Source organism: Achromobacter dolens (assembly GCF_902859745.1).
GTDB classification, from domain to species: Bacteria; Pseudomonadota; Gammaproteobacteria; order Burkholderiales; family Burkholderiaceae_B; genus Achromobacter; species Achromobacter dolens.
Genome location: NZ_CADIJW010000037.1, coordinates 1 through 24,956, shown reverse-complemented (window position 1 = coordinate 24,956; position 24,956 = coordinate 1). Strand labels below are relative to the sequence as shown.

General features: G+C 68.3%; 26 protein-coding genes and 1 pseudogene. 17 read left to right on the top strand and 10 right to left on the bottom strand.

The window, feature by feature from the left end:
* Positions 1–3 precede the first annotated feature (3 nt).
* A complete protein-coding gene (gene ppsR, locus HV783_RS21430) occupies positions 4–831 on the bottom strand; it encodes a posphoenolpyruvate synthetase regulatory kinase/phosphorylase PpsR (RefSeq protein WP_054502802.1) in 828 nt (275 codons plus the stop codon).
* A 192-nt stretch (positions 832–1,023) separates the two neighbouring features.
* On the opposite strand from ppsR, the gene ppsA reads away from it, so the two are divergent.
* Entirely contained in the window at positions 1,024–3,387 is a 2,364-nt protein-coding gene (ppsA, locus tag HV783_RS21425; protein WP_054502801.1) for a phosphoenolpyruvate synthase, read from the top strand.
* A gap of 188 nt (positions 3,388–3,575) precedes the next feature.
* On the opposite strand, the gene HV783_RS21420 is transcribed toward ppsA, so the two are convergent.
* Positions 3,576–4,418 (bottom strand): bifunctional transcriptional activator/DNA repair enzyme AdaA, encoded by an 843-nt coding sequence (locus HV783_RS21420; protein WP_175189835.1) that lies wholly within the window; start codon positions 4,416–4,418, stop codon positions 3,576–3,578.
* Positions 4,419–4,529: 111 nt separating this feature from the next.
* Entirely contained in the window at positions 4,530–5,267 is a 738-nt protein-coding gene (locus HV783_RS21415) for a glutamine amidotransferase (protein WP_054502799.1), read from the bottom strand.
* A 156-nt stretch (positions 5,268–5,423) separates the two neighbouring features.
* On the opposite strand from HV783_RS21415, the gene HV783_RS21410 reads away from it, so the two are divergent.
* The 3 genes from HV783_RS21410 to HV783_RS21400 all read left to right on the top strand — a co-directional run bounded on the left by HV783_RS21410 (position 5,424) and on the right by HV783_RS21400 (position 8,158).
* Positions 5,424–5,864 carry an NfeD family protein gene (locus HV783_RS21410; RefSeq protein WP_006394517.1) on the top strand — a complete coding sequence of 147 codons (441 nt, stop codon included), beginning with the start codon at positions 5,424–5,426 and terminating at the stop codon, positions 5,862–5,864.
* A gap of 150 nt (positions 5,865–6,014) precedes the next feature.
* On the top strand, positions 6,015–6,941 hold the full coding sequence (locus tag HV783_RS21405; protein WP_006385179.1) for an SPFH domain-containing protein: 927 nt from the start codon (positions 6,015–6,017) through the stop codon (positions 6,939–6,941).
* A gap of 26 nt (positions 6,942–6,967) precedes the next feature.
* Positions 6,968–8,158, top strand: coding sequence for a GGDEF domain-containing protein (locus HV783_RS21400; RefSeq protein WP_064524476.1), 1,191 nt, complete (start codon positions 6,968–6,970; stop codon positions 8,156–8,158).
* Position 8,159: 1 nt separating this feature from the next.
* Here HV783_RS21400 and smpB read toward each other — a convergent pair whose 3' ends face one another.
* Complete coding sequence (smpB, locus tag HV783_RS21395) at positions 8,160–8,627, bottom strand: SsrA-binding protein SmpB (RefSeq protein WP_006385177.1); 468 nt, start codon at positions 8,625–8,627, stop codon at positions 8,160–8,162.
* Between the two features lie 104 nt (positions 8,628–8,731).
* Between smpB and HV783_RS21390 the strand changes: the two genes are divergently transcribed.
* The 9 genes from HV783_RS21390 to HV783_RS21350 all read left to right on the top strand — a co-directional run bounded on the left by HV783_RS21390 (position 8,732) and on the right by HV783_RS21350 (position 15,033).
* A complete protein-coding gene (locus HV783_RS21390; RefSeq protein ID WP_006385176.1) occupies positions 8,732–9,166 on the top strand; it encodes a type II toxin-antitoxin system RatA family toxin in 435 nt (144 codons plus the stop codon).
* The gene (locus tag HV783_RS21385) at positions 9,156–9,503 is read left to right on the top strand and encodes an RnfH family protein (protein ID WP_054472210.1); all 348 of its coding nucleotides are present in this window, start codon (positions 9,156–9,158) and stop codon (positions 9,501–9,503) included. Before HV783_RS21390 ends, HV783_RS21385 begins: the two co-directional genes overlap by 11 nt.
* 209 nt (positions 9,504–9,712) lie before the next feature.
* The gene (locus HV783_RS21380; protein WP_054472209.1) at positions 9,713–10,867 is read left to right on the top strand and encodes an acyl-CoA dehydrogenase family protein; all 1,155 of its coding nucleotides are present in this window, start codon (positions 9,713–9,715) and stop codon (positions 10,865–10,867) included.
* Positions 10,864–12,039: an enoyl-CoA hydratase/isomerase family protein gene (locus HV783_RS21375; protein WP_054502795.1), complete on the top strand. Its 1,176-nt coding sequence runs from the start codon at positions 10,864–10,866 to the stop codon at positions 12,037–12,039. Before HV783_RS21380 ends, HV783_RS21375 begins: the two co-directional genes overlap by 4 nt.
* 80 nt (positions 12,040–12,119) lie before the next feature.
* Positions 12,120–13,010 (top strand): 3-hydroxyisobutyrate dehydrogenase, encoded by an 891-nt coding sequence (gene mmsB, locus HV783_RS21370; RefSeq protein WP_175189834.1) that lies wholly within the window; start codon positions 12,120–12,122, stop codon positions 13,008–13,010.
* 1 nt (position 13,011) lies between these two features.
* Complete coding sequence (locus tag HV783_RS21365; RefSeq protein WP_054502793.1) at positions 13,012–13,449, top strand: PaaI family thioesterase; 438 nt, start codon at positions 13,012–13,014, stop codon at positions 13,447–13,449.
* Between the two features lie 58 nt (positions 13,450–13,507).
* Positions 13,508–14,197 carry a VIT1/CCC1 transporter family protein gene (locus HV783_RS21360; protein WP_175189833.1) on the top strand — a complete coding sequence of 230 codons (690 nt, stop codon included), beginning with the start codon at positions 13,508–13,510 and terminating at the stop codon, positions 14,195–14,197.
* Between the two features lie 13 nt (positions 14,198–14,210).
* Positions 14,211–14,717, top strand: coding sequence for a 2-thiouracil desulfurase family protein (locus HV783_RS21355; protein WP_054502791.1), 507 nt, complete (start codon positions 14,211–14,213; stop codon positions 14,715–14,717).
* The gene (locus tag HV783_RS21350; protein WP_054502790.1) at positions 14,707–15,033 is read left to right on the top strand and encodes a hypothetical protein; all 327 of its coding nucleotides are present in this window, start codon (positions 14,707–14,709) and stop codon (positions 15,031–15,033) included. The genes HV783_RS21355 and HV783_RS21350 overlap by 11 nt, the downstream gene beginning before the upstream one ends.
* A gap of 99 nt (positions 15,034–15,132) precedes the next feature.
* Here the strand turns inward: HV783_RS21350 and HV783_RS21345 are convergent, their stop codons facing one another.
* Together HV783_RS21345 and HV783_RS21340 are read right to left on the bottom strand one after the other, a co-directional pair.
* Complete coding sequence (locus HV783_RS21345; RefSeq protein WP_064524484.1) at positions 15,133–15,654, bottom strand: hypothetical protein; 522 nt, start codon at positions 15,652–15,654, stop codon at positions 15,133–15,135.
* A 114-nt stretch (positions 15,655–15,768) separates the two neighbouring features.
* Entirely contained in the window at positions 15,769–16,239 is a 471-nt protein-coding gene (locus HV783_RS21340; protein WP_175189832.1) for a carboxypeptidase regulatory-like domain-containing protein, read from the bottom strand.
* Between the two features lie 103 nt (positions 16,240–16,342).
* Here HV783_RS21340 and HV783_RS21335 point away from each other — a divergent pair, with 103 nt between their 5' ends.
* Entirely contained in the window at positions 16,343–16,903 is a 561-nt protein-coding gene (locus HV783_RS21335) for a TetR/AcrR family transcriptional regulator (protein WP_231132919.1), read from the top strand.
* A gap of 60 nt (positions 16,904–16,963) precedes the next feature.
* Here HV783_RS21335 and HV783_RS21330 read toward each other — a convergent pair whose 3' ends face one another.
* Positions 16,964–17,983 (bottom strand): tripartite tricarboxylate transporter substrate-binding protein, encoded by a 1,020-nt coding sequence (locus HV783_RS21330; protein WP_054502786.1) that lies wholly within the window; start codon positions 17,981–17,983, stop codon positions 16,964–16,966.
* Between the two features lie 199 nt (positions 17,984–18,182).
* Between HV783_RS21330 and HV783_RS21325 the strand changes: the two genes are divergently transcribed.
* Together HV783_RS21325 and HV783_RS21320 are read left to right on the top strand one after the other, a co-directional pair.
* On the top strand, positions 18,183–19,241 hold the full coding sequence (locus tag HV783_RS21325) for a serine hydrolase domain-containing protein (RefSeq protein ID WP_175189831.1): 1,059 nt from the start codon (positions 18,183–18,185) through the stop codon (positions 19,239–19,241).
* A 171-nt stretch (positions 19,242–19,412) separates the two neighbouring features.
* Positions 19,413–20,423 (top strand): aldo/keto reductase, encoded by a 1,011-nt coding sequence (locus HV783_RS21320; protein ID WP_144658121.1) that lies wholly within the window; start codon positions 19,413–19,415, stop codon positions 20,421–20,423.
* Between the two features lie 40 nt (positions 20,424–20,463).
* Here the strand turns inward: HV783_RS21320 and HV783_RS21315 are convergent, their stop codons facing one another.
* Positions 20,464–21,798 (bottom strand): MFS transporter, encoded by a 1,335-nt coding sequence (locus HV783_RS21315; RefSeq protein ID WP_144658120.1) that lies wholly within the window; start codon positions 21,796–21,798, stop codon positions 20,464–20,466.
* A gap of 68 nt (positions 21,799–21,866) precedes the next feature.
* A complete protein-coding gene (locus HV783_RS21310; protein ID WP_064524493.1) occupies positions 21,867–23,519 on the bottom strand; it encodes a GMC family oxidoreductase in 1,653 nt (550 codons plus the stop codon).
* Positions 23,520–23,724: 205 nt separating this feature from the next.
* On the opposite strand from HV783_RS21310, the gene HV783_RS21305 reads away from it, so the two are divergent.
* Positions 23,725–24,564, top strand: coding sequence for an IclR family transcriptional regulator (locus tag HV783_RS21305; protein ID WP_175189830.1), 840 nt, complete (start codon positions 23,725–23,727; stop codon positions 24,562–24,564).
* 20 nt (positions 24,565–24,584) lie between these two features.
* Here HV783_RS21305 and HV783_RS21300 read toward each other — a convergent pair.
* Positions 24,585–24,956 (bottom strand): annotated as a pseudogene (locus HV783_RS21300) (MFS transporter); the annotation flags it as partial.

Here is a 24,956-nt window from a genome sequence, read left to right as displayed (position 1 = left end):
TTTTCAGCCGCGATCCAGACCGACTTCCTGCAGCACCGTGGTCGAGATCTCCTCGATCGACTTGGTGGTGGTGGACAGCCAGGAGATACCCTCGCGGCGCATCATGCGCTCGGCCTCGGCCACTTCATAGCGGCACTGCTCCAGTTGCGCGTAGCGGCTGTTGGGACGGCGTTCGTTGCGCACTTCGGCCAGGCGCTCGGGCTGGATCGACAGGCCGAACAGCTTGGCGCGGTGCGGCGCGATGGTCGAGGGCAGGGTGCCGCGCTCGAAATCGTCCGGCGTCAGCGGGAAGTTGGCTGCCTTGATGGCGTACTGCATGGCCAGGTACAGGCTGGTCGGAGTCTTGCCGCAGCGCGACACGCCCACCAGGATGACATCGGCCTGGTCGAGCTGGTTGACGAACTGGCCGTCGTCGTGCGCCAGACTGAAGTTGATGGCGTCGATCCGGTTGCGGTACTTTTCCGAATTGGCCTGCATGTGCGAGCGGCCGATGGAATGGCTGGATTTGAGCCCCAGCGCCTGCTCGATGTGGCTGACGAAGGTGCCGAACAGGTCGAGGAAAATGCCGTTCGCCTGGCGAACACGGGCGAGGATGTCGGGATTGACCAGGGTGCTGAAGACGATCGGCGGCACCCCGGCTTCCTGGGCGCTGCGGTCGATGCGCATGGCCACTTCGGCGGCTTTTTCCAGCGTGTCGACAAACGGCAGCCGCACCGGCTTGAAATCGACTTGTTCGAACTGGGAAAGCACCGACTGGCTGAAGGTTTCCGCGGTGATACCGGTACTGTCGGAAACGATGTATACCGTGCGTACGATCGGGGTAGATGTCATATGTAAAAATTCCAACCAGGCGGATGGCCGGATGTGCTCCTCCGAGTACAATCAGGCCCCTATAAGTCACCCCAAGGGCGGTCCAAGGCCAGTTTGGTCAGCGCAGGCGGATCGGCGAAATCCGGGCGGTAAGCCGGCGTCGAATCTGCATTGACCAAACTCGCTTTCATTCCATTGTAAAAGGTGACTTCAATGTCGTACGTTGTTTTGTTCGAGCAGCTCCGCATGACGGACGTGGACTCGGTAGGAGGCAAGAACGCATCACTAGGCGAAATGATCAGCCAGTTGTCTGGCGCGGGTGTCCGCGTGCCGGGCGGCTTTGCCACGACCGCTGACGCCTTCCGTGACTTTCTCAAGGCCTCGGGCCTGGACAAGCGCATCGCCGAACGCCTGACCACGCTGAACCCCGAAGACGTGCGCGAGCTGGCCAACGCCGGCGCGCAGATCCGTCAATGGATCGTCGAAGCGCCGTTCTCGGCCGAATTCGAAGCGCAGATCCGCGAGGCCTTCGCCAAGCTCGACGCCGATGGCAAGGGCTCGTTCGCGGTGCGCTCGTCCGCCACCGCCGAAGACCTGCCCGACGCTTCGTTCGCCGGCCAGCAGGAAACCTTCCTGAACGTGGTCGGCATCGACGACGTGCTGGACAAGATCCGCCACGTGTTCGCCTCGCTCTACAACGACCGCGCCATCTCCTACCGCGTGCACAAGGGCTATGCCCACGCCGATGTGGCCCTGTCGGCCGGCATCCAGCGCATGGTGCGTTCGGACAAGGGCAGCGCCGGCGTGATGTTCACCATCGACACCGAATCGGGCTTCCAGGACGTGGTGTTCATCACCTCGTCGTACGGCCTGGGCGAAACCGTGGTGCAGGGCGCCGTCAACCCCGACGAGTTCTACGTCTTCAAGCCCACGCTGGCCCAGGGCCATTTCCCCATCGTCGGCCGCCGCATCGGTTCCAAGCTGATCAAGATGGAATTCGACCCCGAGCGTCCGGAAGGCCGCGCCGTGCGCACGGTCGACGTGCCGGTGTCCGAGCGCAACCGCTACTCGCTGACCGACGACGAGGTCATCGAGCTGGCCCGCTACGCCGTCATCATCGAGAAGCACTATGGCCGCCCGATGGACATCGAGTGGGGCCGCGACGGCGTCGACGGCAAGATCTACATCCTGCAGGCGCGTCCGGAAACGGTGAAGTCGCAGCAGGGCGCCAACGACGTGCAGCAGCGCTACCGCCTGAAGGCCACCGGCCAGGTCCTGATCACCGGCCGCGCCATTGGCCAGAAGATCGGCTCGGGCCCGGTGCGCGTGGTCGGCGACATCTCCGACATGGACAAGGTGCAGCCCGGCGACGTGCTGGTCACCGACATGACCGACCCCAACTGGGAACCCGTCATGAAGCGCGCCTCGGCGATCGTGACCAACCGTGGCGGCCGTACCTGCCACGCGGCCATCATCGCGCGCGAACTCGGCATTCCGGCCGTGGTGGGCTGCGGCAACGCCACCGACGTGCTCAAGGAAGGCCAGGCCGTGACCGTGTCTTGCGCCGAGGGCGACGAAGGCCGCATCTATGACGGCCTGATCGAGACCGAGGTCGAGGAAGTGCGCCGCGGCGAGATGCCCGCCATCGACCTGAAGATCATGATGAACGTGGGCAACCCCCAGTTGGCGTTCGACTTCGCCCAGATCCCCAACGGCGGCGTCGGTTTGGCGCGCCTGGAATTCATCATCAACAACAACATCGGCATCCACCCGAAGGCGGTGCTGGACTATCCGAACGTCGACGGCGAGCTGAAGAAGGCCGTGGAATCGGCCGCCCGCGGCCATGCCAGCCCGCGCGCCTTTTTCGTCGAGAAGATGGCCGAAGGCGTGGCCACCATCGCGGCGGCCTTCTACCCGAAGCCCGTGATCGTGCGCATGTCGGACTTCAAGTCCAACGAGTACCGCAAGCTGGTCGGCGGTTCGCGCTACGAGCCCGAGGAAGAGAACCCGATGCTGGGCTTCCGCGGCGCCTCGCGCTACATCGCCGACGACTTCGCCGAGTGCTTCCGCATGGAATGCGAAGCGCTCAAGAAGGTGCGCGATGACATGGGCCTGACCAACGTCGAGATCATGGTGCCGTTCGTGCGCACCCTGGGCCAGGCGGAAAAGGTGGTCAACCTGCTCGCCAAGCACGGCCTGGCGCGCGGCGAGAACGGCCTGAAGCTGATCATGATGTGCGAAGTGCCGTCCAACGCCATCCTGGCCGACGAGTTCCTGCAGTACTTCGACGGCTTCTCGATCGGTTCGAACGACATGACCCAGTTGACCCTGGGCCTGGACCGCGACTCCGGCATGGAACTGCTGGCGGCCGATTTCGACGAACGCGACGACGCCGTCAAGTTCATGCTGCGCCGCGCGATCAAGGCTTGCCTGGCCGCCAACAAGTACGTCGGCATCTGCGGCCAGGGCCCCAGCGATCACCCGGACTTCGCGCAGTGGCTCAAGGACGAAGGCATCCTGTCGATGTCGCTGAACCCGGACACGGTGGTCGACACCTGGCAGCGCCTGGCGAAGTAATCGCCGGTCCGCATGCAAAAAACCCGCGCCACGGATGGCGCGGGTTTTTTTTTGCCATCGGGCCGTCCCAAGGTGAAAACGTCGCCTGGGGCAGGCGGTGGCGCGTGCGAGGCTTGCGCCTGGCGCGCGCGGCGTTGGAAGAGGAGGGCGCCGCGGCCGACCGCGCCGCGTGGCGGCGCGCCCTGGAATCAGGCCGCCTTGGCCTCGCGCTCGATCAGTTCGCGCTTGCGTTCGATGCCCCAGCGGTAGCCGGCCAGCGAGCCGTCGGTGCGCACCACGCGGTGGCAGGGAATCGCCAGCGCGATGTTGTTGGTGGCGCAGGCGCGCGCCACCGCGCGCACCGAGCGCGGCGAGCCGATGCGTTCGGCGATGTCGGTGTAGGTGGCGGTGGTGCCGACGGGGATCTCGCGCAGCGCTTCCCAGACGCGGCGCTGGAACGCGGTGCCGCGCACGTCCAGCGGCAGGTGCAGGCCCACCGCGGGATTCTCGACGAAACCGACCACCGCCGCCATCCATTGCTCGAATTCGCGGTCGGCGCCGATCAGCCGGGCGGCCTTGAAGCGGTCCTGCAGGTTGCGCACCAGTTGTTCGGGGTCTTCGTGCAGCGCGATTTCGCAGATGCCGGTGTCGCTGGCCGCCACCAGCAGGGCGCCCAGCGCGCACTGGCCCACGGCGAAGCGGATTTCGACGCCTTCGCCGTCCTTGCGGAAGGCGGTGGGCGTCATGCCAAGGATGGCAGGCGCCGCCTCGTAGAAGCGGCCGCTGGAGTTGAAGCCGGCGCCGTACATGGCGTCGGTGACGCTGGCGCTCTGGCGCAGTTGCTGGCGGGCGCGGTCGGCGCGCAGCGCGTTGGCGTAGGCCTTGGGCGTGATGCCGGTGGCCGCCTTGAAGATGCGGTGGAAATGGAAGCGGCTCATGCCGGCCTGTTCGGCCAGCGTGTTCAGGTCCGGCGGCTGCTCGGCCTCCAGCGCCCGGCAGGCGCGTTCGACGGCGGCGGCGTGCTGTTTGCTCAAGGGGACGGCGTGGGTCATGTCGGGCTCCGGGGGCGCGCCGGTTTGCGCGCTTTCGACCATGTTCTCAAAGGCCTGCCCGCGCTGCACTCCGGTTGTTGCCGGGGGCGGCCTGCTCCCCTGGCCGGGGCCTCAGGCGGGCGCGTAGGCGTCCAGGAAGCGGCGCACCAGTTCGCCCGACACCGGGGTGGCGCGCACGTTGGCGGACAGGCCGGGCACATCGAGGTTTTCGGCGGCGTAGCGGCGGCCGAAGCGTTCGAGATGGGCGCGCACGAAATCGGGGCCGAATTCGGGGTGGAACTGGGTCGAGAAGACGTTGCGGCCGATGCGGATCATCTGGTGCGGGTCCAGGTCGGAACGCGCCAGCACGGCGGCGCCGGGCGGCAACTGCAGCACGGTCTGCGCATGCAGCATCTGGGCCGGGAAGGTGGGCGGCAGGCCGGCCAGCAGTTTGTCGCCAGCGGCGGCGGGCAGCAGTTCGACCGTCTGGGTGCCGACTTCGCGGCCGGCGGGGTTGTAGCCCACCTTGCCGCCCAGGGCGTGCGCCAGGAGCTGGTGGCCGTAGCAGATGCCGAACATCGGCAGGCCGGCCGCGGCGGCTTCGCGCAACCAGGCGGCGGTGTCTTCGCTCCAGGGTTCCAGGTCGGTGACCATGGCCGGCGACCCGGTGATCAGGGCGGCGCGGTACTGGTCCGGCGCGCGCGGCCGTTCGCCGGCGTGGACGGCGACCACTTCGAGGGCGTCGGGCGCCAGGCCGGAGGCCCGCGCCAACTGTTCGGCATAGCCGCCGAACTGGCTCTTGAGCGTATCGTCCGGGTCGCCCGTGTGCAGGATGAGGACGGGACGGGCGGGGGAGATTGCAGCGGTCATTGGGGGTGTATGCGTGGTAAATGCCAGCGGCCGGGGACGGCAGCCAGCGCACATCATAATCCAGGCGATTGTCCGAGGTGGGCGGGGGCGTCACCGCGGCGTCATGGAAATACGTACAATCCGCTGACCGACTCATCCTTTCAGGCAAACGTAACTATGTGGATTTGGTTAGGGCTGGCCGCGCTGGCGCTCATCGGCGAACTGGCGACAGGAACCTTCTACCTGCTATTGGTGGCGCTGGGATTGGCCGCGGGGGGCGTCGCCGCCTGGCTGCTGGCGGGCCTGGAATGGCAACTGGTGGCGTGTGGCGTCGTGCTGCTGCTGGGCCTGCTGGTGCTGCGCAAGACGCGCGTCCTGAAAAAGCGCGAGGTCGACGCCTCGCGCAACGCCGACGTCAACCTGGACATCGGCCAGACCGTCAAGGTGGAAGCCTGGAGCCAGGACGGCACCGCGCGCGTCTGGTACCGCGGCGCGCACTGGCAGGCGGAACTGGCCGAGGGACAGCCGGCCCACGGCGGCGAACACATCATCACCGAAATGCGCGGCACGCGCCTGGTCCTGACTCCGAAGGGGGACGCGACCGGCGCCACGCGCTAGGGCGTGGCGGCGTGGAAGGCTCCTTGCCTTTGCGCGCCGGCCCGTTCCAAGGCAGGACCCGGACCCGCGCAGACGGGCCGGCCGCAGCAGGCGCCCTGGCTATCGCGGGCAGGCGCGTCACCGCATTCACCCCAGAAGAGGCACTACACCATGATGGACACTTCCACTATCGTCCTGCTCGTTATCGTCGCACTGGCGATCCTGATCGTCATCAAGGCAATCGCCATCGTCCCCCAGCAGCACGCCTGGGTGGTCGAGCGTCTGGGCAAGTTCGACCGCGTACTGTCGCCGGGCGCCGGCTTCGTGATCCCGTTCATCGAGCGCGTGTCGTACAAGCATTCGCTCAAGGAAATCCCGCTGGACGTGCCGAGCCAGGTCTGCATCACGCGCGACAACACCCAACTGCAGGTGGACGGCGTGCTTTACTTCCAGGTGACCGACCCGATGCGCGCGTCGTACGGTTCGTCCAATTACATCTCGGCCATCACGCAACTGGCGCAGACCACGCTGCGCTCGGTGATCGGCAAGATGGAACTGGACCGCACCTTCGAGGAACGCGACGCCATCAACAGCACCATCGTGTCGTCGCTGGACGAGGCGGCGCTGAACTGGGGCGTGAAGGTGCTGCGCTATGAGATCAAGGACCTGACCCCGCCCAACGAGATCCTGCGCTCGATGCAGGCGCAGATCACCGCCGAGCGCGAGAAGCGCGCGCTGATCGCGGCCTCGGAAGGCCGCCGCCAGGAACAGATCAACATCGCCACGGGCGAACGCGAAGCGGCCATCGCCCGTTCGGAAGGCGAGAAGCAGGCCCAGATCAACCAGGCCCAGGGCGAGGCCGCGGCGGTGCTGGCGATCGCCGAAGCCACCGCCAAGGCCATCACGCAGGTGGCCGACGCCGTGCGCCAGCCCGGCGGCATGGAAGCGGTCAACCTGAAGGTGGCCGAGCGCTACGTCGAGGCCTTCGGCAACGTGGCCAAGGAAGGCAACACGCTGATCCTGCCGGCCAACCTGTCGGACGTGGGCGGCATGATTGCCTCGGCCATGACCATCGTCAAGTCCACCCGCAATAGCTGAACCGCGCGCCGCGAGGCGCTTCGCCCATGATCGCTCCCGTCCATTTGCTGTCGATCGCAGTACTGACGGGAGTGCTATCGCTGTGTGTCCTGGGGTCCCTGGCGCGCAGCGGCATGGCCGGGATCCGCGAAACCATACGCGCCAACCTGCTCACGCTGTTGGCGTTTTTTCTGTTCGGGCTGCAGGCCACCGAGGCGCCGCGCTGGCTGTCGATCGTGCTGCCCAATGTGCTGATCGGCCTGGCGCTGTGCGCCTACTACACCGGGATCCGGCGCCTGCTGGGGCAGCGGGTGCCGCGCCACCTGATGGGGCTGGCCTGCGGCGCGGCTTGGCTGGTGCTGGCGGGATATACCTACCTGGACAACCAGGTGGCGCCCCGCATCGTGGCCATGTCGACGCTGCAGATGGGCTTCATGTTCGCGGTGGCGGCGGCGGTGTGGCGGGGGCTGCCCGCCAACCGTTCGCGCTACAGCTATTACTTCGTCTGGTCGGTGGCGATGATCTCCGGCCTGACCTGCGCGCTGCGGTCGGTGCTGTTCGCGTCCGGCGTGGCCCGGGCCGATTTCCTGCTGCAGCCAACCAACTGGAACATTGTGTTCATGACGCTGGGCGTGCTGGCGATGCCCTGCCTGACGCTGGGCACCATCATGATCATCCACGACCGCATGCTGGCCGATCGCGAGCATGAGGCCAGCACCGATTTCCTGACAGGGTTGATGTCGCGCAAGGCATGGTGGCTGCAGGCGGAGCGCTTTTGCGCCCAGGCGCTGCGCACGCGGCGGCCATTGTCCCTGATGCTGCTGGATATCGACCACTTCAAGCGGATCAACGATACGCACGGCCATGCCGCCGGCGACGCGGTGCTGCGCCATTTCGGCCTGCTGGCCACGGCCACGTTGCGAACGGGCGATCATGTCGGCCGGGTGGGGGGCGAGGAATTCAGCGTGCTGTTCGCCGATTTGCGCAGCGACGCCGTGATGGACGTGGCGCAGCGCTTGCTCGACTCGGTGCAGCGCACGCCCTGCGCCCATGGCGGCAGCGTGATTGCCTATACGTTCAGCGCCGGGGTGGCGGAGTGGGTGCCGGGCGAGAACCTGCAGGCCTTTTTTGAGCGCGCCGACCGCATGCTGTACGCGGCCAAGCAGGGCGGCCGCAACCGGGTGCTGGGGCCGGGCATGCAGCCGGCCGAGCGCGTGCCGCTGCCGGCGGCCGCGTGATTCAACTGTCTTTGCGCGACGCCCGCGTGTCGTGCTTCATGATGCGCTCCTTCTCGCGCTGCCAGTCCTTCTCGCGTGCGGTGTCGCGCTTGTCAAAGAGCTTCTTGCCGCGGCCCAGCGCGAAGTCGAGCTTGATGCGGCCGTTCTTGTAGTGCAGGTTGAGCGGCACCAGGGTGTAGCCGCGCTGCTCGACCTTGCCGATCAGCTTGCTGATTTCCTCGGCCTTGAGCAGCAGCTTGCGGGTGCGCATGGCGTCCGGGTGGATGTGGGTGGACGCGGTGGGCAGGGGGCTGACGTGCATGCCCAGCAGGAACAGTTCGCCATCGCGCACGATGACGTAGCTTTCCTTGAGCTGCACGCGGCCATCGCGGATCGCCTTGACTTCCCAGCCCTGGAGAACCAGGCCGGCTTCGTAGCGGTCTTCGATGAAATAGTCGTGCGTGGCCTTGCGGTTATCGATAATGCTCATCTTGTGGGGCCCAATATGCCCGTTTGTTCTTCGTTTGTGCTCGTTTGCGCCCCGGCGGCGCAGTGCCGGTAAAATCCTATCATTCTAGCCATTTGCGATAGTCGATGCACAAAGTACAGCGATCCGTCCTGGTGCCCTACAGCGCCGCCCAGATGTTCGACCTGGTCGCCGACGTGGAAAAGTACCCCGAGTTCATGCCGTGGTGTGGCGGCGCCGAGGTGCAGACGCGCGACGAGCACGGCATGCAGGCGTCCATCCTGATCAGTTTCGCGGGCATGAAGCAGCGCTTCACCACGCGCAACCGGCACGTCTACCCCGACCGCATCGACCTGGAACTGGTCGATGGCCCTTTTTCCAGCCTGGTGGGGCACTGGGAGTTCCAGCCGCTGGCCGAGGATGCCTGCAAGGTGCTGTTCACCATGGAATACGCCTTTTCCAACCGGGCGCTGGAGATGGTGGTGGGGCCGGTGTTCAACCGCATCGCCACCAGCTTCATCGATTCCTTCACCAAGCGCGCGCAGGCCAAGTATGGGGAATGAGCCGTCCGCCGACGGGCAGATCGCCGTGTCGGTCTGCTATGCCCTGTCGGCCCAGGTCTGGCTGCGCGAGGTGCGGCTGCCGGCCGGCGCGACCGTGGCGGACGCCCTGCGCGCCAGCGGCTTCGCCCAGGCCTTCCCGGTGGTCCAGCCCTGGGAGCGGGGCGTGGGCGTGTTCGGCCGCGCGGTCGAGGCCGCCACGCCGCTGGCTGACGGCGACCGGGTGGAGATCTACCGCGGGCTGAGCTTCGATCCCAAGGAATCGCGCCGCCGCCGCGCCGAGCACCGGCGCGCCAGGACCGCTCGCAACGGCCGTGTGCGTCCGGCCGGATTGCTGTAGCAGTCGGCCCCGGGGCGCGCGCCGCCGGCGCCCGGCGGGCTGCCGCCACATTGTCATCATCAGGACAAATCACGCCGGCCCTTCCGGCGTAACATTGACGGCGCCGCACCCTTACGTTTACGTCAACGTCATGTCAAAATGATCCGGCTGACGTTCACGAGACGGCAGCAACGCCAACAGACAATACCGATGACATCAGGAGACAGGCTGTGGACTTGGAACTGACCGACGAGCAGCGCGCGTTCGCGCAGGCCGCGCGCGACTATGCCGAGGGCGAACTGGCGCCCCATGCGGCGCAGTGGGATGCCGAGGGCATCTTCCCCAAGGAGGCGTTCGCGCGCGCCGGCGAGATGGGCTTCTGCGCCATCTATGCCAGCGAGGACATCGGCGGCCTGGGGCTGCCGCGCCTGGACGCCACCCTGGTGTTCGAGGAAATGGCCGCCGTCGATCCGTCGACCACCGCGTTCCTGACGATCCACAACATGGCCACCTGGATGGTCGGCAAGTGGGGCCAGCCGGCCCTGCGCGAGGCCTGGGGGCCACTGCTGGCCAGCGGCCAGAAGCTGGCCTCGTACTGCCTGACCGAACCGGGCGCCGGCTCCGACGCCGCCTCGCTGTCGACCCGGGCGCAGCGCCAGGGCGACCACTACGTGCTCAATGGCGCCAAGGCCTTCATTTCGGGCGGCGGCGACACCGACCTGCTGGTGGTGATGGCGCGCAGCGGCGGCGAGGGCGCGGGCGGCATCAGCGCCTTTGCCGTGCCCGCCGACAGCGAGGGCATCAGCTACGGGCGCAAGGAAGAGAAGATGGGCTGGAACAGCCAGTCCACCCGTCCGATTGTGTTCGAGAACGTGCGTGTGCCCGCCGGCAACCTGCTGGGCGAGGAGGGCGAGGGCTTCAAGATCGCCATGAAGGGCCTGGACGGCGGCCGCATCAATATCGGCACCTGCTCGGTGGGCGCGGCCCAGGGCGCGCTGGACGCGGCCCGCCGCTACATGGACGAGCGGCGCCAGTTCAACCGCCGCCTGGCGGAATTCCAGGCGCTGCAATTCAAGCTGGCGGACATGGCCACCCACCTGGTGGCGGCGCGCCAGATGGTGCGGCTGGCGGCCTGCAAGCTGGACGCCGGCGCGCCCGACGCGGCCACCTACTGCGCGATGGCCAAGCGCTTTGCCACCGACATGGGCTTCCAGATCTGCCTGGACGCCCAGCAGATCCACGGCGGCTATGGCTACCTGCGGGACTATCCCTTGGAGCGTCTGGTGCGCGATACTCGCGTACATCAGATTCTGGAGGGGACAAACGAGATCATGCGCGTGATCATCGCCCGCCAATTGTTGGAAAAAGGAGCCGACATAAGATGAATGCACCGGTGCTGTTCGAAGAAAGGGCCGCCGCCAATGGAATGCGCTTCGGGATCGCGACGCTGAATTCGCCGCAGACCCTGAACGGGCTGTCGCTGGAGATGGTCGACCTGCTGGCAGAGCGCCTGGACGCCTGGGCGCGCGATCCGGCGGTGGCGCTGGTGGTGCTTCAGGGCGCGGGCGAGAAGGCCTTCTGCGCCGGCGGCGACCTGCATGGCCTGTACCGCAGCATGACCGAGAACGCCGGCAAGGGCGCGTGGGGCAATGCCTACGCGCGCCGTTTTTTCGAGCATGAATACCGCCTGGACTACCGCATCCACAGCTACCCCAAGCCGGTGCTGTGCTGGGGCCACGGCATCGTCATGGGCGGCGGCATCGGCCTGATGATGGGCGCTAGCCACCGCGTGGTCAGCGAGACCTCGCGCCTGGCGATGCCGGAAATCTCCATCGGCCTGTTTCCCGATGTCGGCGGTAGCTGGCTGCTGAACCGCATGCCGGGCCGCATCGGGGTGTTCCTGGCGCTGACCGGCGCGCAGATCAATACCGCCGACGCGTTTTTCGCCGGCCTGGCGGACTTCCGCCTGAACCACGAAGACTGGCCCAAGCTGCTGGCTTCGCTGGAGGAACAGCCCTGGGCCGGCCAGGCCGCAGGCGGCGCGGAGGATGCGATCCCGCCGCGCTCGATCAACGACGGCCTGTTGCGCCGGGCGCTGACGGCGCTCGAACCGCAGACGCCGCTCGAGAGTGGTCACCTGCGCCAGCACTCGTTCATGATCAACAGCCTGTGCAGCGGCAACCGCCTGGACGAGATCTACGAGGAACTGGCCGGCCTGAAGGACCATGCCGACCCGTGGCTGGCGCGCGCCGCCGCCACCATGCTGGCCGGTTCGCCCGGTTCGCTGCGGCTGTCGTTCGCGCTGCAGCAGCGCATGCGGCTGCGGTCGCTGGACGATGTGTTCCGCGCGGAGTACATCGCCGCGCTCCATTGCACCGCGCATGGCGATTTCGCCGAGGGCATCCGCGCGCTGCTGATCGACAAGGACAAGACGCCGCGCTGGAACCCCGCGGTGCTGGACATGGCCACCGAGGCCTGGGTGCAGAAGTTCTTCGACGAGCCCTGGCCCGAGGGCCAGCCGCATCCGCTGGACGACCTGGGCAAGGAAGGCCGCTGACGTCCGCCGCGGAGCGGGCCGGCATCGCGTCGCAACACTGATTTCATACCTACAGCAATAGCAACAGGAGACAGGACATCATGAGCAGTATCGCGTTTATCGGTTTGGGCAACATGGGCGCGCCCATGGCATTGAATCTGGTCAAGGCCGGCCACAGCCTGACGGTGTTCGACCTGGTGCCGGCGGCGGTCAAGACGCTGACCGATGCGGGCGCCAAGTCGGCGGCCTCGGCCGCCGAGGCGGTCAAGGGGGCCGAGGTGGTGATCTCGATGCTGCCGGCCAGCAAACACGTCGAAGGCCTGTACCTGGACCAGGACCTGCTGGGCAAGATTGCGTCCAGCGCGCTCGTGATCGAGTGCAGCACCATCGCGCCGGACTCGGCCCGCAAGGTGGCGCAGGCCGCCGAGGTGCGCGGCATCGCCATGATCGACGCGCCGGTCTCGGGCGGCACCGGCGGCGCCGCCGCGGGCACGCTGACCTTCATCGTCGGCGGCCAGTCCGCCGCGCTGGAGCGCGCCCGTCCGGTGCTGGAGAAGATGGGCAAGAACATCTTCCACGCCGGGCCCGCGGGCGCCGGCCAGGTCGCCAAGATCTGCAACAACATGCTGCTCGGCATCCTCATGGCCGGCACCTCCGAGGCGCTGGCGCTGGGCGTGGCCAACGGCCTCGATCCCAAGGTGCTGTCGGACATCATCGCCAAGAGCTCTGGCCGCAACTGGGCCACCGAGCTGTACAACCCGTGGCCCGGCGTGATGGAACACGCCCCGGCCTCCAAGGGCTACGCCGGCGGCTTCGGCGTCGACCTGATGCTCAAGGACCTGGGCCTGGCGGCCGAGGCGGCGCTGTCGGCGCGCGCCTCGATCCCGCTGGGGGAACTGGCGCGCAACCTGTATTCGCTGCACAGCGCGGGCGGCTCGGGCCGGCTGGACTTCTCCAGCATCGTCAATCTGGTCAAGCGCGACCAGGACTGACATGGCCGCGCCCGCGACTTGTGTCGATCCGGCCGGGCGGGTCCAGGCGAGCTTCGAGCGGCAGAGCATCATGCGGCTGCTCGGCGCGAGCCTGGACGTGGTCGAGCCGGGCAGGGTGGACATCGTGCTGCCGTACCGCGCCGATCTGTGCCAGCAGAACGGTTTCCTGCACGCCGGCATCTCCACCACCATCGCCGATTCGGCCGGCGGCTATGCCGCCTTCAGCCTGTTCCACCCGGGCGAGGACGTGTTGACCTCGGAGTTCAAGATGAACTTCCTGGCGCCCGCCAAGGGCGAGCGCTACGTGGCCAGCGGCCGCGTGGTCAAGCCGGGCAAGCGCCTGTCGATCTGCCAGGTCGAAGTGCATGCCTACGAGGGCGAACAGGCCACGCTTTGCGTGATAGGCTTGCTCACCGCGGTGCGCGTGACGCCGCGTTGAGCCGCTGGCGGCGGCCGTCCGCCGCCAGCCTTGTCGCGCCTTGAACGGGTCCACGGCAATGCCTTCCAAAGAACATCACCGGATTTTCCGCAGCAACTGGCTGCGCGCCGCGGTGCTCGGCGCCAACGACGGCATCGTCTCCACCGCGAGCCTCATCACCGGCGTCGCGGCCGCCCAGGCCTCGCACGAGGCGGTGCTGACCTCGGGCCTGGCCGGCCTGGTGGCCGGGGCGCTGTCGATGGCGGCGGGTGAATACGTCTCGGTGCGGACGCAATCCGATATCGAGGCCGCCGACCTGCGCATGGAGCAGCGTTCGCTCAAGCGCAACTCGGGCGAAGAGCTCGAGGAACTGGTCGAGATCTACGTCGGCCGCGGGCTGTCGCGGGACCTGGCCGAGCAGGTCGCGCGGCAACTGACGCGCCACGACGCGCTTGACGCGCATGCGCGCGACGAACTCGGCATCTCGATCCACAATCGCGCCCGGCCGGTGCAGGCGGCGGTGGCCTCGGCCGCCTCGTTCGCCGGCGGCGCCGCGTTGCCGCTTGCGGTGGCCGCGGTGGCGCCGTTGCCGCAGCTTATCGGCTGGGTGATCGGCGCGTCCGTGGCCTGTCTGGCCTGTCTGGGGGCCCTGGCGGCTGGCGCCGGGGGCGCGCCCAAGGGGCCGGCGGCGGTGCGGGTGACGATATTGGGCGCGCTGGCGATGGCAGTGACGGCTGGCGTCGGCGCCTTGTTCGGCACCGTGGTCTAGGAGTTTCCCGCTCATGCAATACGTCCTGGTCAGCGCCTGTTTGTTGGGCCACCCCGTGCGCTACGACGGCCGCTCGGCGCCGCGAGGCCACGCGATCCTGGCGCGCTGGCTCGATGAAGGCCGGGTCGTGCCAGTCTGTCCGGAGGTGGCGGGTGGCATGCCGATTCCGCGCCCGCCCGCCGAGATCGAGCCGGGCGCCAATGCCGCTGACGTGCTGGGCGGTCGCGCCCGCGTGATGGCGGTGTCGGGCGAGGATGCCACCGTGCCGTTCCTGCGCGGCGCGCACCTGGCGCTGGCCGCTGCGCGCGAGCGCGGCATCCGCATTGCGGTGCTCAAGGAGGGCAGTCCGTCCTGCGGCAGCGGGTATGTCTACGACGGCAGCTTTTCGGGGCAGCGGCGGCCGGGCGTGGGCGTGACCGCGCAATTGCTGGCCGATGCCGGGGTGCGCGTCTTCAGCGAAGGGCAATGGGCGGACGCCGCTGCCTGCCTGGCGCGCCTGGAGGCGGGGCATGGGCTTTAACGTCGGCGACTGGCTGGTCCTGGTAGCCGTGGCGGCCGGCGTACTGTCGGCCTGGCGGCTGATCGCGGGCACCGGCCGCGGGCGCCTGCTGGCGCGGGCCGGGGCGGTGGTGTCGTTGGCGCTGTCGGCGTTCTTCTTCTGGCTCTGGTACGCGCAGTACCTGAAGTGGGATTTCAACGAGCTGGGCCGCTACTACGATCCCGTCGATGGGGTTGTCTACACCGACAGCGGCTTCGTCTGGGTGCTGCCGGCCGCGCTGGCCCTGTTGGCCGGGGCGTTTTTCGCCTGGCGCGGATGGGGCGGCGGGCGCGGTTGAGGGGCGCCATGCACGCGGGCGTCAACGGCCGTGAAAACAACAGGGAGGAGGCCCTGGCGGGGCTCCTCCCTGGCTGACGCGCCGTGGGCGCGATGGTCGTCAGTTGGCCCGGTAACCGCGGCTGTTCATGCAGGAATCCAGCGCGCGGTTGTAGGTGTCCACCATGACCTGGGTGGTCCATTGCGAAATGGTTGCCGGGTCGTAGCCGCTCTGGTTCATGGCCCAGCGCTGGCAGTCGGCCGAGGCGCTGGCCTGCGCCCGGTTGACCGGAGGGGCCGGTTCGTACTGCACCGGAGCGTATTGTGCCGGGGCCTGGTAGACGGGCGGCGCTTCATAGACAGGCGGCGCCTCGTACACGGGCGCCGTGTACACCGGGGGCGGGTAGTAGGCCACGCCCGGGGCGTAGACGCCGGTCTGTACGTAGCTCGGTCCGGAGTTATTGGCCGCCAGGATCAGCCCGGTGGCCGCGAGCGCAAACGCGCCACCAATCCACCAGCCGTTGCCGCCGCCACCGCCGTGGTGATGGTGATAGCCGCCACGATACCCGCCCGCCAGCGCGGGGGAACTTGCCAAGGCCAGTGCCAGCGCGACGCCGACCATACGACCTGTAAACCGCTTCATGATCTTGCTCCTGAGCCGTCGGACGTCCACGTGCTGCGGCGGCCGACGATACCGTACTGTAACGCCGAGGCGACGCAATAGTTGTGTCAAGAATTACGAAGATTTCAAGTGATTTCAGGGGCTTGTGCGGGTCTCGCGCATGAACGGCGAACCATTGGGGTTGTCGCAGGTTTGCGACACACCGGCCTTGAGCCGGACGACCGCCTTGGCGTCGAAGGCCTCGGCATTGCGGTCGTGGGTGGCGTAAGTCTCGTAGCCGGCCTTTTCGACGCACCAGTTCCAGAAGAACTGTTCCGAGCCATGGATCGCCAGCACCTCCATCCGCCATTCATGGCGCGCATCGAAGTCCGCTCGGCCGTCGGCGCCGGTGCGCTGTTCGACTCGGTATCGGTCGTAGCCATAGGGGTAGGCGCCGGCGATCAGCACCACGCGGGCGCCGGCCAGTGGTTGCCCGGCTTCGTCCTGCACGGCGATGGCCGCACGCGGCTGCAGGGTCTTGTAAGTGGGGTAAGGTACACAGCCCGCCAGGGCCGGCAGGAGCACGGCGGCGCAGAAAGCGTGCAGCGGGCGCGATAGTCGGCGCATCAGGATCCTATGTATGCAGGAATGTATGGCAAAAAAGCCGGAATGAGAGTATTTTCACGCGATGACGACGGCAATACCCCCATCTGTACCGCAAGAAAAGCGTTTGACGAAAGGTGAGCGCACCCGGTTGCAACTGCTGGAAGTGGCGGCGGCGGAGTTCGCCGAGCGCGGTTTCCAGCACACCCGGATCAGCGATATTGTTGCCCGCGCGGGGGTGACGCAACCCGTTTTTTACCAGTATTTCGCCAGCAAGCAGGCGGCGTACGATGAGCTCGTGGGCATGTTCGCGCAGCGGTTGCGGCAGGAGGTCTGCCAGGCGCGGCTGTCCGACGACCAGGACCTGCCGGTCGAGGTGCGGGTGCGCCGCGGCGTCAGCAATTGGCTGGCGATCCTGCAAGAGGATCCCAACCTGACGCGCATCGGTTTTTTCCAGGTCGATGCGGCCGAGGCGCTCAAGGACGAGCTGGTCGAGATGATTTCCGAGAACGTGCGCATCGACCAGCGCGCGGGCGTGTTCCGCAAGGACATTCCGCCGGAATGGCTGTCGCACGCGTTCATGGGGGTGATCGAGCGCTTCACGCGCCGCGAGCCCAATGCCGAAGAGCGCGAGGCGCTGGCCGATTTCATCACGGATATGTTCCTGGAAGGCGTGCGCCAGCGCTAGCCGGCGTATCCCGGCCGAGCGGCCGCTGCCGGCGGCCTGCCGGGAACATCTTCGTTCCGCCTATTCGACGCGGGCGCCGGAGGCGGCCACCAGGCCGCCTGTGGCCTCCCAGTCCGCTTTCAGCAACTGCTGGAATTGCGCGGGCGATTTGGCTTCGGCTTCGACGCCCAGCGCCGCCAGGCGCGCCTGTACTTTGGGATCGGACAGCGCCTGGTTGACGGCGGCGTTGATGCGGTCGCGTTCGGCCGGGGCGATGCCCGCCGGCGCCAGCAATCCGAGCCACGAATCGAAGGCAAACCCGGGCAGGCCGCTCTCGGCCACGGTCGGCAGGTCGGGGGCGAAGCGCGAGCGCTGCTTGCCGGTGTAGGCCAGGAAGGTCACGCGGGGATCGTTGCGGTAGCCGGTGACGCCGATGGTGGCGGCGGTGACGGCCTGCACCCGGCCGGCCAGCAGCTCGGTCACGGCGTCGCCGGTGGACTTCATCGGGATGTGCTGCATCCGCGCGCCGGCGGCCGCCAGCAGCGAGGCCATGCCCAGGTGCGAGGCGCTGCCGTTGCCGGCCGAGGCGTAGTCGTAGGCGTCGGGCTTGGCCTTGACGGCCTGGATGAATTCGGCGGTGTTGGCCACCTTCAGCGTCGAGGACGCCAGCAGGATGTAGCCGGTGTTGCCCAGGTAGGCGACGCCGGTGAAATCCTTGTAGGGGTCGTAGCTCAGGTTCTTGTACAGGTAGCCGGCGATGTGGTGGCTGGCGGCGGCCAGCACCAGCGTGTTGCCGTCGGGAGCCGCGCGTGCCACTTGCGCGGTGCCGACGGTGCCGCCGGCGCCGGCGCGGTTCTCGACCACGATGGACGCATCCAGGGCGCGGCCGAGTTCGTCGCTGATGGCGCGGGCGATGGTGTCCTGCACCGCGCCGGTGCCGTACGGCACAACGATGCGCACGACGCGCGATTCGGCGTGCGCGGCGCCGCTGCAGGCGGCCAGCGCCAGCAAGGCGGCGCCGAGGCGGACACGGGCGCCGCGCAGGGCCGGCAAGGTCGCGCGGGCGGCGCGCTCGGCGATAGAGATGAAGCGATCAGGCATGAGGCGGAAAATGTCATCGAGGGATGCGGGGCGTTGGACTCTACCGTTCGCGGCGGCGCGCGCCAACGATTGATTCCCGAGTTGCTTATTGCCCGTGGCCATAACGCGCGGACGGGCGCTGCGGCGCTTGCGGCGTGGCTGGGTGGATATACTCGCTAGCGCCATCAGCCAACACCCGACGACGACACAAGGGAAAACAATGAACGCGCTCATGCAGCAGGCGATCCAGTTCGCCAACGACCACGAAACCGCCTGGGACCGCAGCGTCAACGGGGTCTTCGGCGTGCACCAGAACGATCCGCCGCCCTGGAACCGCCTGCTGGGCCCGCTGCACGACCGGGGCCCGGTGTCGGGCGTGGTGCTGCGCGAGGGCCGCGAGATCGCCGCGTGGGGCGATCCCGACCGCGCCGACCTGACCTTCAGCGTGGCCAAGCTGTACCTGGCGATCCTGGCCGGGTTGGCGCACGACCGCGGCCTGCTGCCGGACGTCGACGAGCCGGTGGGCAAGCGCGTGCCCGGCATCGGCTTCGATCATGGACGCAACGCCGACATCACCTGGCGTCATCTGCTGCAGCAGACCAGCGAATGGGAAGGCGAGCGCTTCGGCGTCTCCGACCAGGCCGACCGCTATCGCGCCGTCACCTTCGGCGTGCCGCCCGACGGCAAAAAGGGCGAGGCCCGTCCCTTGCAGGCGCCGGGCACGTACTGGGAATACAACGACGTGCGCATCAACCAACTGTCGTATGCGCTGCTGCACTTGTTCCGCAGGCCCTTGCCCGAGGTGTTCCGCGAGGCCGTCACGCGGCCGCTGGGCGCCAGCGAGAACTGGCAGTGGGTCGGCTACGACAACGCCTGGGTCGAGATCGACGGCCAGCGCATGCCGTCGGTGCCGGGCGGCTCGCACTGGGGCGGCGGCATGTCGATCAGCGCCCGCGACCAGGCGCTGATCGGCCAGATGCTGCTGAACCAGGGCCGCGCGGCCGACGGCCGCCAGGTGCTGTCGCCGGAATGGATCGACGCCATGCGCCAGCCCTGCGCGATCGCGCCGTACTATGGCTACCTGATCTGGCTGAACCACGAGGGCCGCGTGTTTCCGAGCGTGCCGGCGTCCAGTTTCTTCGGCGTGGGCGCGGGCAGTTCGTTCACCTGGGTCGAGCCCGAACGCAAGCTGGTGGCGATCGTGCGCTGGCTCGATTCGGCGCACGCGGACGCGCTGTTCGGCAGGATCCTGGCGGCGGTGGACGCCCAGCCGGCCTGACACGCCGCCGGCGCGTCGTCGGTGGAGTCCCTGCCCGGGGCAGGGATTTTCAGCGGCATGCCGGCCGGCTTCTGGCAACATGACCCTTTGCCCCGCCGCGCCCCGGGCGCGCCGCACCGCTTCCTGTTTCGCTTCCCCCGCGCACCCCGCGCGCCGACCAAGGATTTCGCCATGAACTACCGCCGTCTCGGATCAAGCAATCTTCGCGTATCGCCCCTGTGCCTGGGCACCATGATGTTCGGCGAGCAGACGCCCGATGACGAGGCCGCGCGCATCGTCGCTTCCGCGCGCGACCACGGCCTGAATTTCATCGACACCGCCGACGTCTACAACGACGGCCGTTCCGAGCAAGTGGTGGGCAAGCTGCTGCAAGGGCAGCGCCACGACTGGGTGTTGGCCAGCAAGATCGGCAACGTGGTGGGCAAGGGCCCGAACCAGTCGCACTATTCGCGCCAGTGGCTGATCCGCGGCGTGGAGCAGAGCCTGGCGCGGCTGGGCACGGATTTCCTGGACATCCTGTACCTGCACCGCGACTACCACGAGGAAAACCTGGAAGAAGCGCTGTGGGCGCTGGGCGACCTGATTCGCGCCGGCAAGCTGCGCAGCTTCGGGCTGTCGAACTTCCGCGGCTGGCGCATCGCCGAAACCCTGCGCCTGTGCGAAAAACTGGGCGTGCCGCAGCCGGTGGTGTGCCAGCCGTACTACAACATGCTCAATCGCGGCCCCGAGGTCGAGATCCTGCCGGCCTGCCAGCACTACGGCCTGGGCGTGGTGCCGTACAGCCCGATCGCGCGCGGCGTGCTCACCGGCAAGTACCTGCCGGGCCAGGCGCCGGCCGCCGACACCCGCGCCGGGCGCGGCGACCGCCGCATCCTGGCCACCGAGTTCCGGGAAGAGTCGTTGCGGATCGCGCAGCGGCTGGTCGAGCACAGCGCCGCCCGCGGCGTGCAGCCGGGCCATTTCGCCACCGCCTGGGTGCTGGCCAATCCGATCGTCACCGGCGTCATCGCCGGCCCGCGCACGCTGGCGCAGATGGACGATTACTACGCCGCGCTGGACGTCACCATCACGCCCGAGGACGAGGCGCTGGTGGATAGCTGGGTCACGCCGGGCCACGCCTCGACCCACGGCTACAACGATCCCAACTATCCGTTCTACGGCCGTCCGGTCACGGTGGCCTGACGGCGGGCAGGGGCGGCGCGTGGCGCCGCCCGCGCGCCGGTTAGGCCTTGCGCAGGGTCGCGCTGGCCGGCGGGGCCAGCCCGTCCTGCGCCGCGGTGCGCCCGCCGCGCCCGATCAGCCAGGCGCACAACGCCGACACCACGCCCGAGAACAGCACGTACAGGCAGATCAGCCACGGCTGGCCATTGCCGGTCTTGAGCAGCGCGGTGGCGATGATCGGCGTGATGCCCGAGGCGAAGATGCCCGAGAACTGGTAGACGAACGAGATGCCGGTGTAGCGCACCTTGGCGTCGAACAGCTCGCAGAACAGCGCGGCCTCGGGCCCGTAGACGGCGGCGTAGAAGATGCCGAACGGAATGATGATGGCCAGCCACACCAGCATCACGCTGCCCTGGCTGTTGAGCATCAGCCAGAAGCCGGGGAAGGCGGCCACCGCCGTGACCAGCGAGCCCCAGAAATACACCCGCGTGCGCCCGATGCGGTCGGACAGCCGGCCGAAGTAGGGGATGGTGAAGCACATCACCAGCGCCGCCGCCATCACCCCGGTCAGCGCTTCCGTGCGCGTGATCTGCAATGTCTGGGTCAGGTACGAGATCGAGAACACGCCGAAAACGTTGAAGAACACGCCGTCGATGTAGCGCGCGCCCATGCCCTTGGCGACGTTGCCGGGATAGCGGCGGATCATGTCCATGAACGGAATGCGGCTTTCGGCGTTGTCGCGCTTGACCGCGGTGAACTCGGGCGTTTCCTTGATGTTCAGGCGGATGTACATGCCGACCCCGACCATCGCGGCCGACGCCAGGAATGCCAGGCGCCAGCCCCAGGCCATGAACTGCGCGTCGGTCAGCAGCGTCGACAGCAGCGCCACCGTGCCGGACGCCAGGCACAGGCCGATCGCCAGGCCGATCTGCGGCAGCGACGCATAGAAGCCCTTCTTGTCGGGCGGGGCGTATTCGTAGGCCATCAGCACCGCGCCGCCCCATTCGCCGCCCAGCCCGATGCCCTGGAACACGCGCAACAGCAGCAGCAGGATCGGCGCCCAGAGGCCGATGCTGTCATAGGTGGGCACCAGGCCGATCAGGAAGGTCGACACGCCCATGATCATCAGCGTCACCACCAGCATGCTCTTTCGGCCGATGCGGTCGCCGAAATGCCCGAACACCAGCCCGCCCAGCGGCCGGGTGATGAAGCCCACCGCAAAGGTGGTGTAGGCCAGCATGGTCGAGATGAGCGGGTCGCCGGTGGGGAAGTACAGCTTGTTGAACACGATGCCGGCGACTACGCCGTACAGGAAGAAGTCGTACCACTCGATGGTGGCGCCGATCAGCGACGCGGCGACGACTTTTCTCACCGCGGTTTCGTTCTGCTTGGCCATGCCTGTCTCCTTTGGGGGAAGCGGGCGGCGCTCTGCGGCGCCGCTCCGCGGGTTGCGGTCAGCTCATGTCATGCCGCCTGTTGCAATGCCGGTTGCGCCTGCGCGCGCGGCCGCGCCGCGTGCAGGTCCTGCAGGATGAAGTCGGCCGCGCGCTCGGCCAGCATCACCACCGGCACGTTGGTGTTGCCCGAGACCAGCGTCGGCATGATGGAGCAATCCACCACCCGCAGCCCGCTCACGCCGTGCACCCGCAGGCGCTCGTCGACCACGGCCATGGGGTCCTCGCGCGGCCCCATTTTTGCGGTGCCCGACGGGTGGAAGATGGTGGCGCCGTACTCGCGGCAGAAGTGCAGGATCTCGTCGTCGCTCCGCACCTCGGGCCCGGGTCGGAATTCGCGCTTCATCAGGCCGGCCAGCGGTTCGGTGGCGGCCAGCCGGCGCGCGTACTTGACCGCCGCCACCGTCATGCGCCGGTCCAGCTCGGTGGACAGGTAGTTGGGCTGCATGGCGGGCGCCTCGAACGGATCGGCGCTGCGCAACCGCACCGTGCCGCGCGAGGACGGCCGCAGTTGGCACACCGAATAGGTGCAGCCCGAGAACGGATGCACCTTGCCGCCGGCCATGTCGGCCGACAGCGTGGCGAAATGGAACTGGGTGTCGGGCGTGGCGCTGGCCGGATCGACGCGGCAGAACAGGCCGCCCTGGTTGATGCCCACCGCCAGCGGCCCGCCGCGGAACAGCAGCCATTGCAGCCCCATCGCGGCGCGGCCGTGCAGGGTGCGCAGCTGGTCGTTGGTGGTGATGGGGCGGCGCGTCTCGTAGATGAGGCGGATCTGCAGGTGGTCCTGCAGGTTCTCGCCCACGCCGGGCAGGTCGCGCACCACGCCGATGCCGAAGCGGCGCAGCAACGCGGCCGGCCCTACGCCCGACAGTTGCAGCAGTTGCGGCGATTGCAGCGCGCCGGCGCACAGGATCACCTCGCGGCGGGCGCGCAGCGTGCGCACCTGGCCGTCCTGGCGGTAGCGCACGCCGCAGGCGCGGCTGCCCTCGAACAGCACCGCCATCGTGTGCGCGCCGGTCTCGACACGCAGGTTGGCGCGGCCGCGCGCCGGGCGCAGATAGGCCACCGCGGTGGAGCAACGGCGGCCATTGCGGGTGGTGAGCTGGTAGTAGCCCACTCCTTCCTGGTCGCCGTTGTTGAAGTCGGTCACGTGAGGCAGGCCGAGCGCGCGCGCCGCGCCGATCAGGCCTTCGACCAGCGGGTGCGGCGTCTTGATGGAGGTGGCGTTCAGGGGGCCTTCGGTGCCGCGCGTGGCGCCCGGGCCGAGGTCGTTGTTCTCGAGCTTGCGGAAGTAGGGCAGGCATTCCTCCCAGCTCCAGCCCGGGTTGCCGGCGGCGACCCAGGCATCGTAGTCCTGGCGCTGGCCGCGGATGTAGATCAGGCCGTTGATGGCGCTGGAACCGCCCAGCGTGCGGCCGCGCGGCCAGTAGATGCGGCGGTCCAGCATGTTGGGGTCGGGCTCGGTGTAGTAGCCCCAGTTCAGCACCTTGTGAAACATGGTCTTGCCGTAGCCGATGGGGATGTGGATCCACGGCGAGCGGTCCGGCGGTCCCGCCTCCAGCAGGCACACGCTGTGCTGGCCATTGGCGCTCAAGCGGTTCGCCAGCACGCAGCCGGCGGAACCGGCCCCCACCACGATGTAGTCCACGGCATCGGACATGTCTGTTTCCTCCTTGGCCTGGCCGTGCCGTGACGCGGGGAGTCCCTCGTCCGGACGGCGCGTTTACCCTGCTTGCCGCATCGCCGCGCACTTATATACTGGCCTGATGCGAGGGGGGCGCGGCGACGCGCAAAGGTTCCGTATCTGTGGCGATTCTAGGAAGCCGCCACGGGAAAGAAAGCGCGGCAAGCGCGGGAACGGCGAAATGGCACAGAACATGGATCTTCGGTTTCAAAATCGCAGTGCAGCATCGGCGCGGAGGCACGACGCCGACGAGCCGCAGGATGCCGCGCGTTCGCTGCGCGCGCTGCTGGTGCTGGACTACCTGGCCCGCGCCCAGCATCCGCCCACGCTGGCGCAACTGGCGCAGCGCCTGGACATGCCCAAGTCCACCCTGATGCGTTTGCTGGCGGCCATGCAGCGCGCCGGTTTTGTCGCCGCCACGCCCACTGAAAACGGCTTCGTGCCGGGGCCGCAGGCCACCGCGCTGGCGCTGTCGACGCTGCACGCCTCGGCCTTCACGCGCGCCTGCCGCGCGGTGCTGGCGCAACTGGTCGGTAAGCTGGGTGAAACCTGCAATCTCACCGCGCCCGACGGCGACCAGGTGATCTACATGGAGCGGGTCGAGACCACCGAACCGCTGCGCCTGTTCTTCGCGGTCGGCAGCCACGTGCCGATGCATTGCACCGCCAGCGGCAAGCTGTTCCTGGCGTCGATGAACCGGCTCGAACGCGGCCGGGTGCTGGCGCGCCTGCCGCTGACGCGCAACACGCCGCGCACGCTGACCGATCCGGCGCGGCTGGAAGACGAACTGGAACGGTTGGCCGCGCGCGGCATCGGCATCGACAACGAGGAGTTCGTGCGCGGCATGAGCGCGGTGGCGGTGCCGGTGCGCGACGCGCAGGACCGCGTGGTGGCGGCGGTGGCGTGCCATGCGCCCACCGCGCGGCTGATGCTCGACGACCTGCTGCGCGCGGTGCCGGTCTTGCAGGGCGCGGCGCAGTCCATGAGCGCGGTGCTGGCGGGGCACCGGCCGGGCGGTTGAGGGCGCCGCGCCGCGAACCCCTAGCCCGGCAGCGCGGCCGCCCGCCGCCAAGCCAGCGCCAGCACCGCCGCCGCGCCTGTCGTCAACGCCGCCAGCATCGCGACCGGTCCGGCCATGTCGAGCAGGATCCCGGCCGCCAGCGGCGCGGCGATGCGCGTCAGTGCGAACACGCTGGACTGGATGCCGTAGTCCAGCGCCTGCAGGCCCGGCCTGGCATGCGACATCATCAGGCCGAACGCCAGGGCGGCGGTGGCGCCCATGGCCGCGGCCACCATCATGGCGCAGGCCGCCAGCACGGCCGGCGCCGCGTTCAGGCCGATTGCCAGCGTCAACGCCAGCAACGCGGCGGCCCCGGCGCCGGCATGCAGCCGCACCGCGCGGCCCGCGCCCAG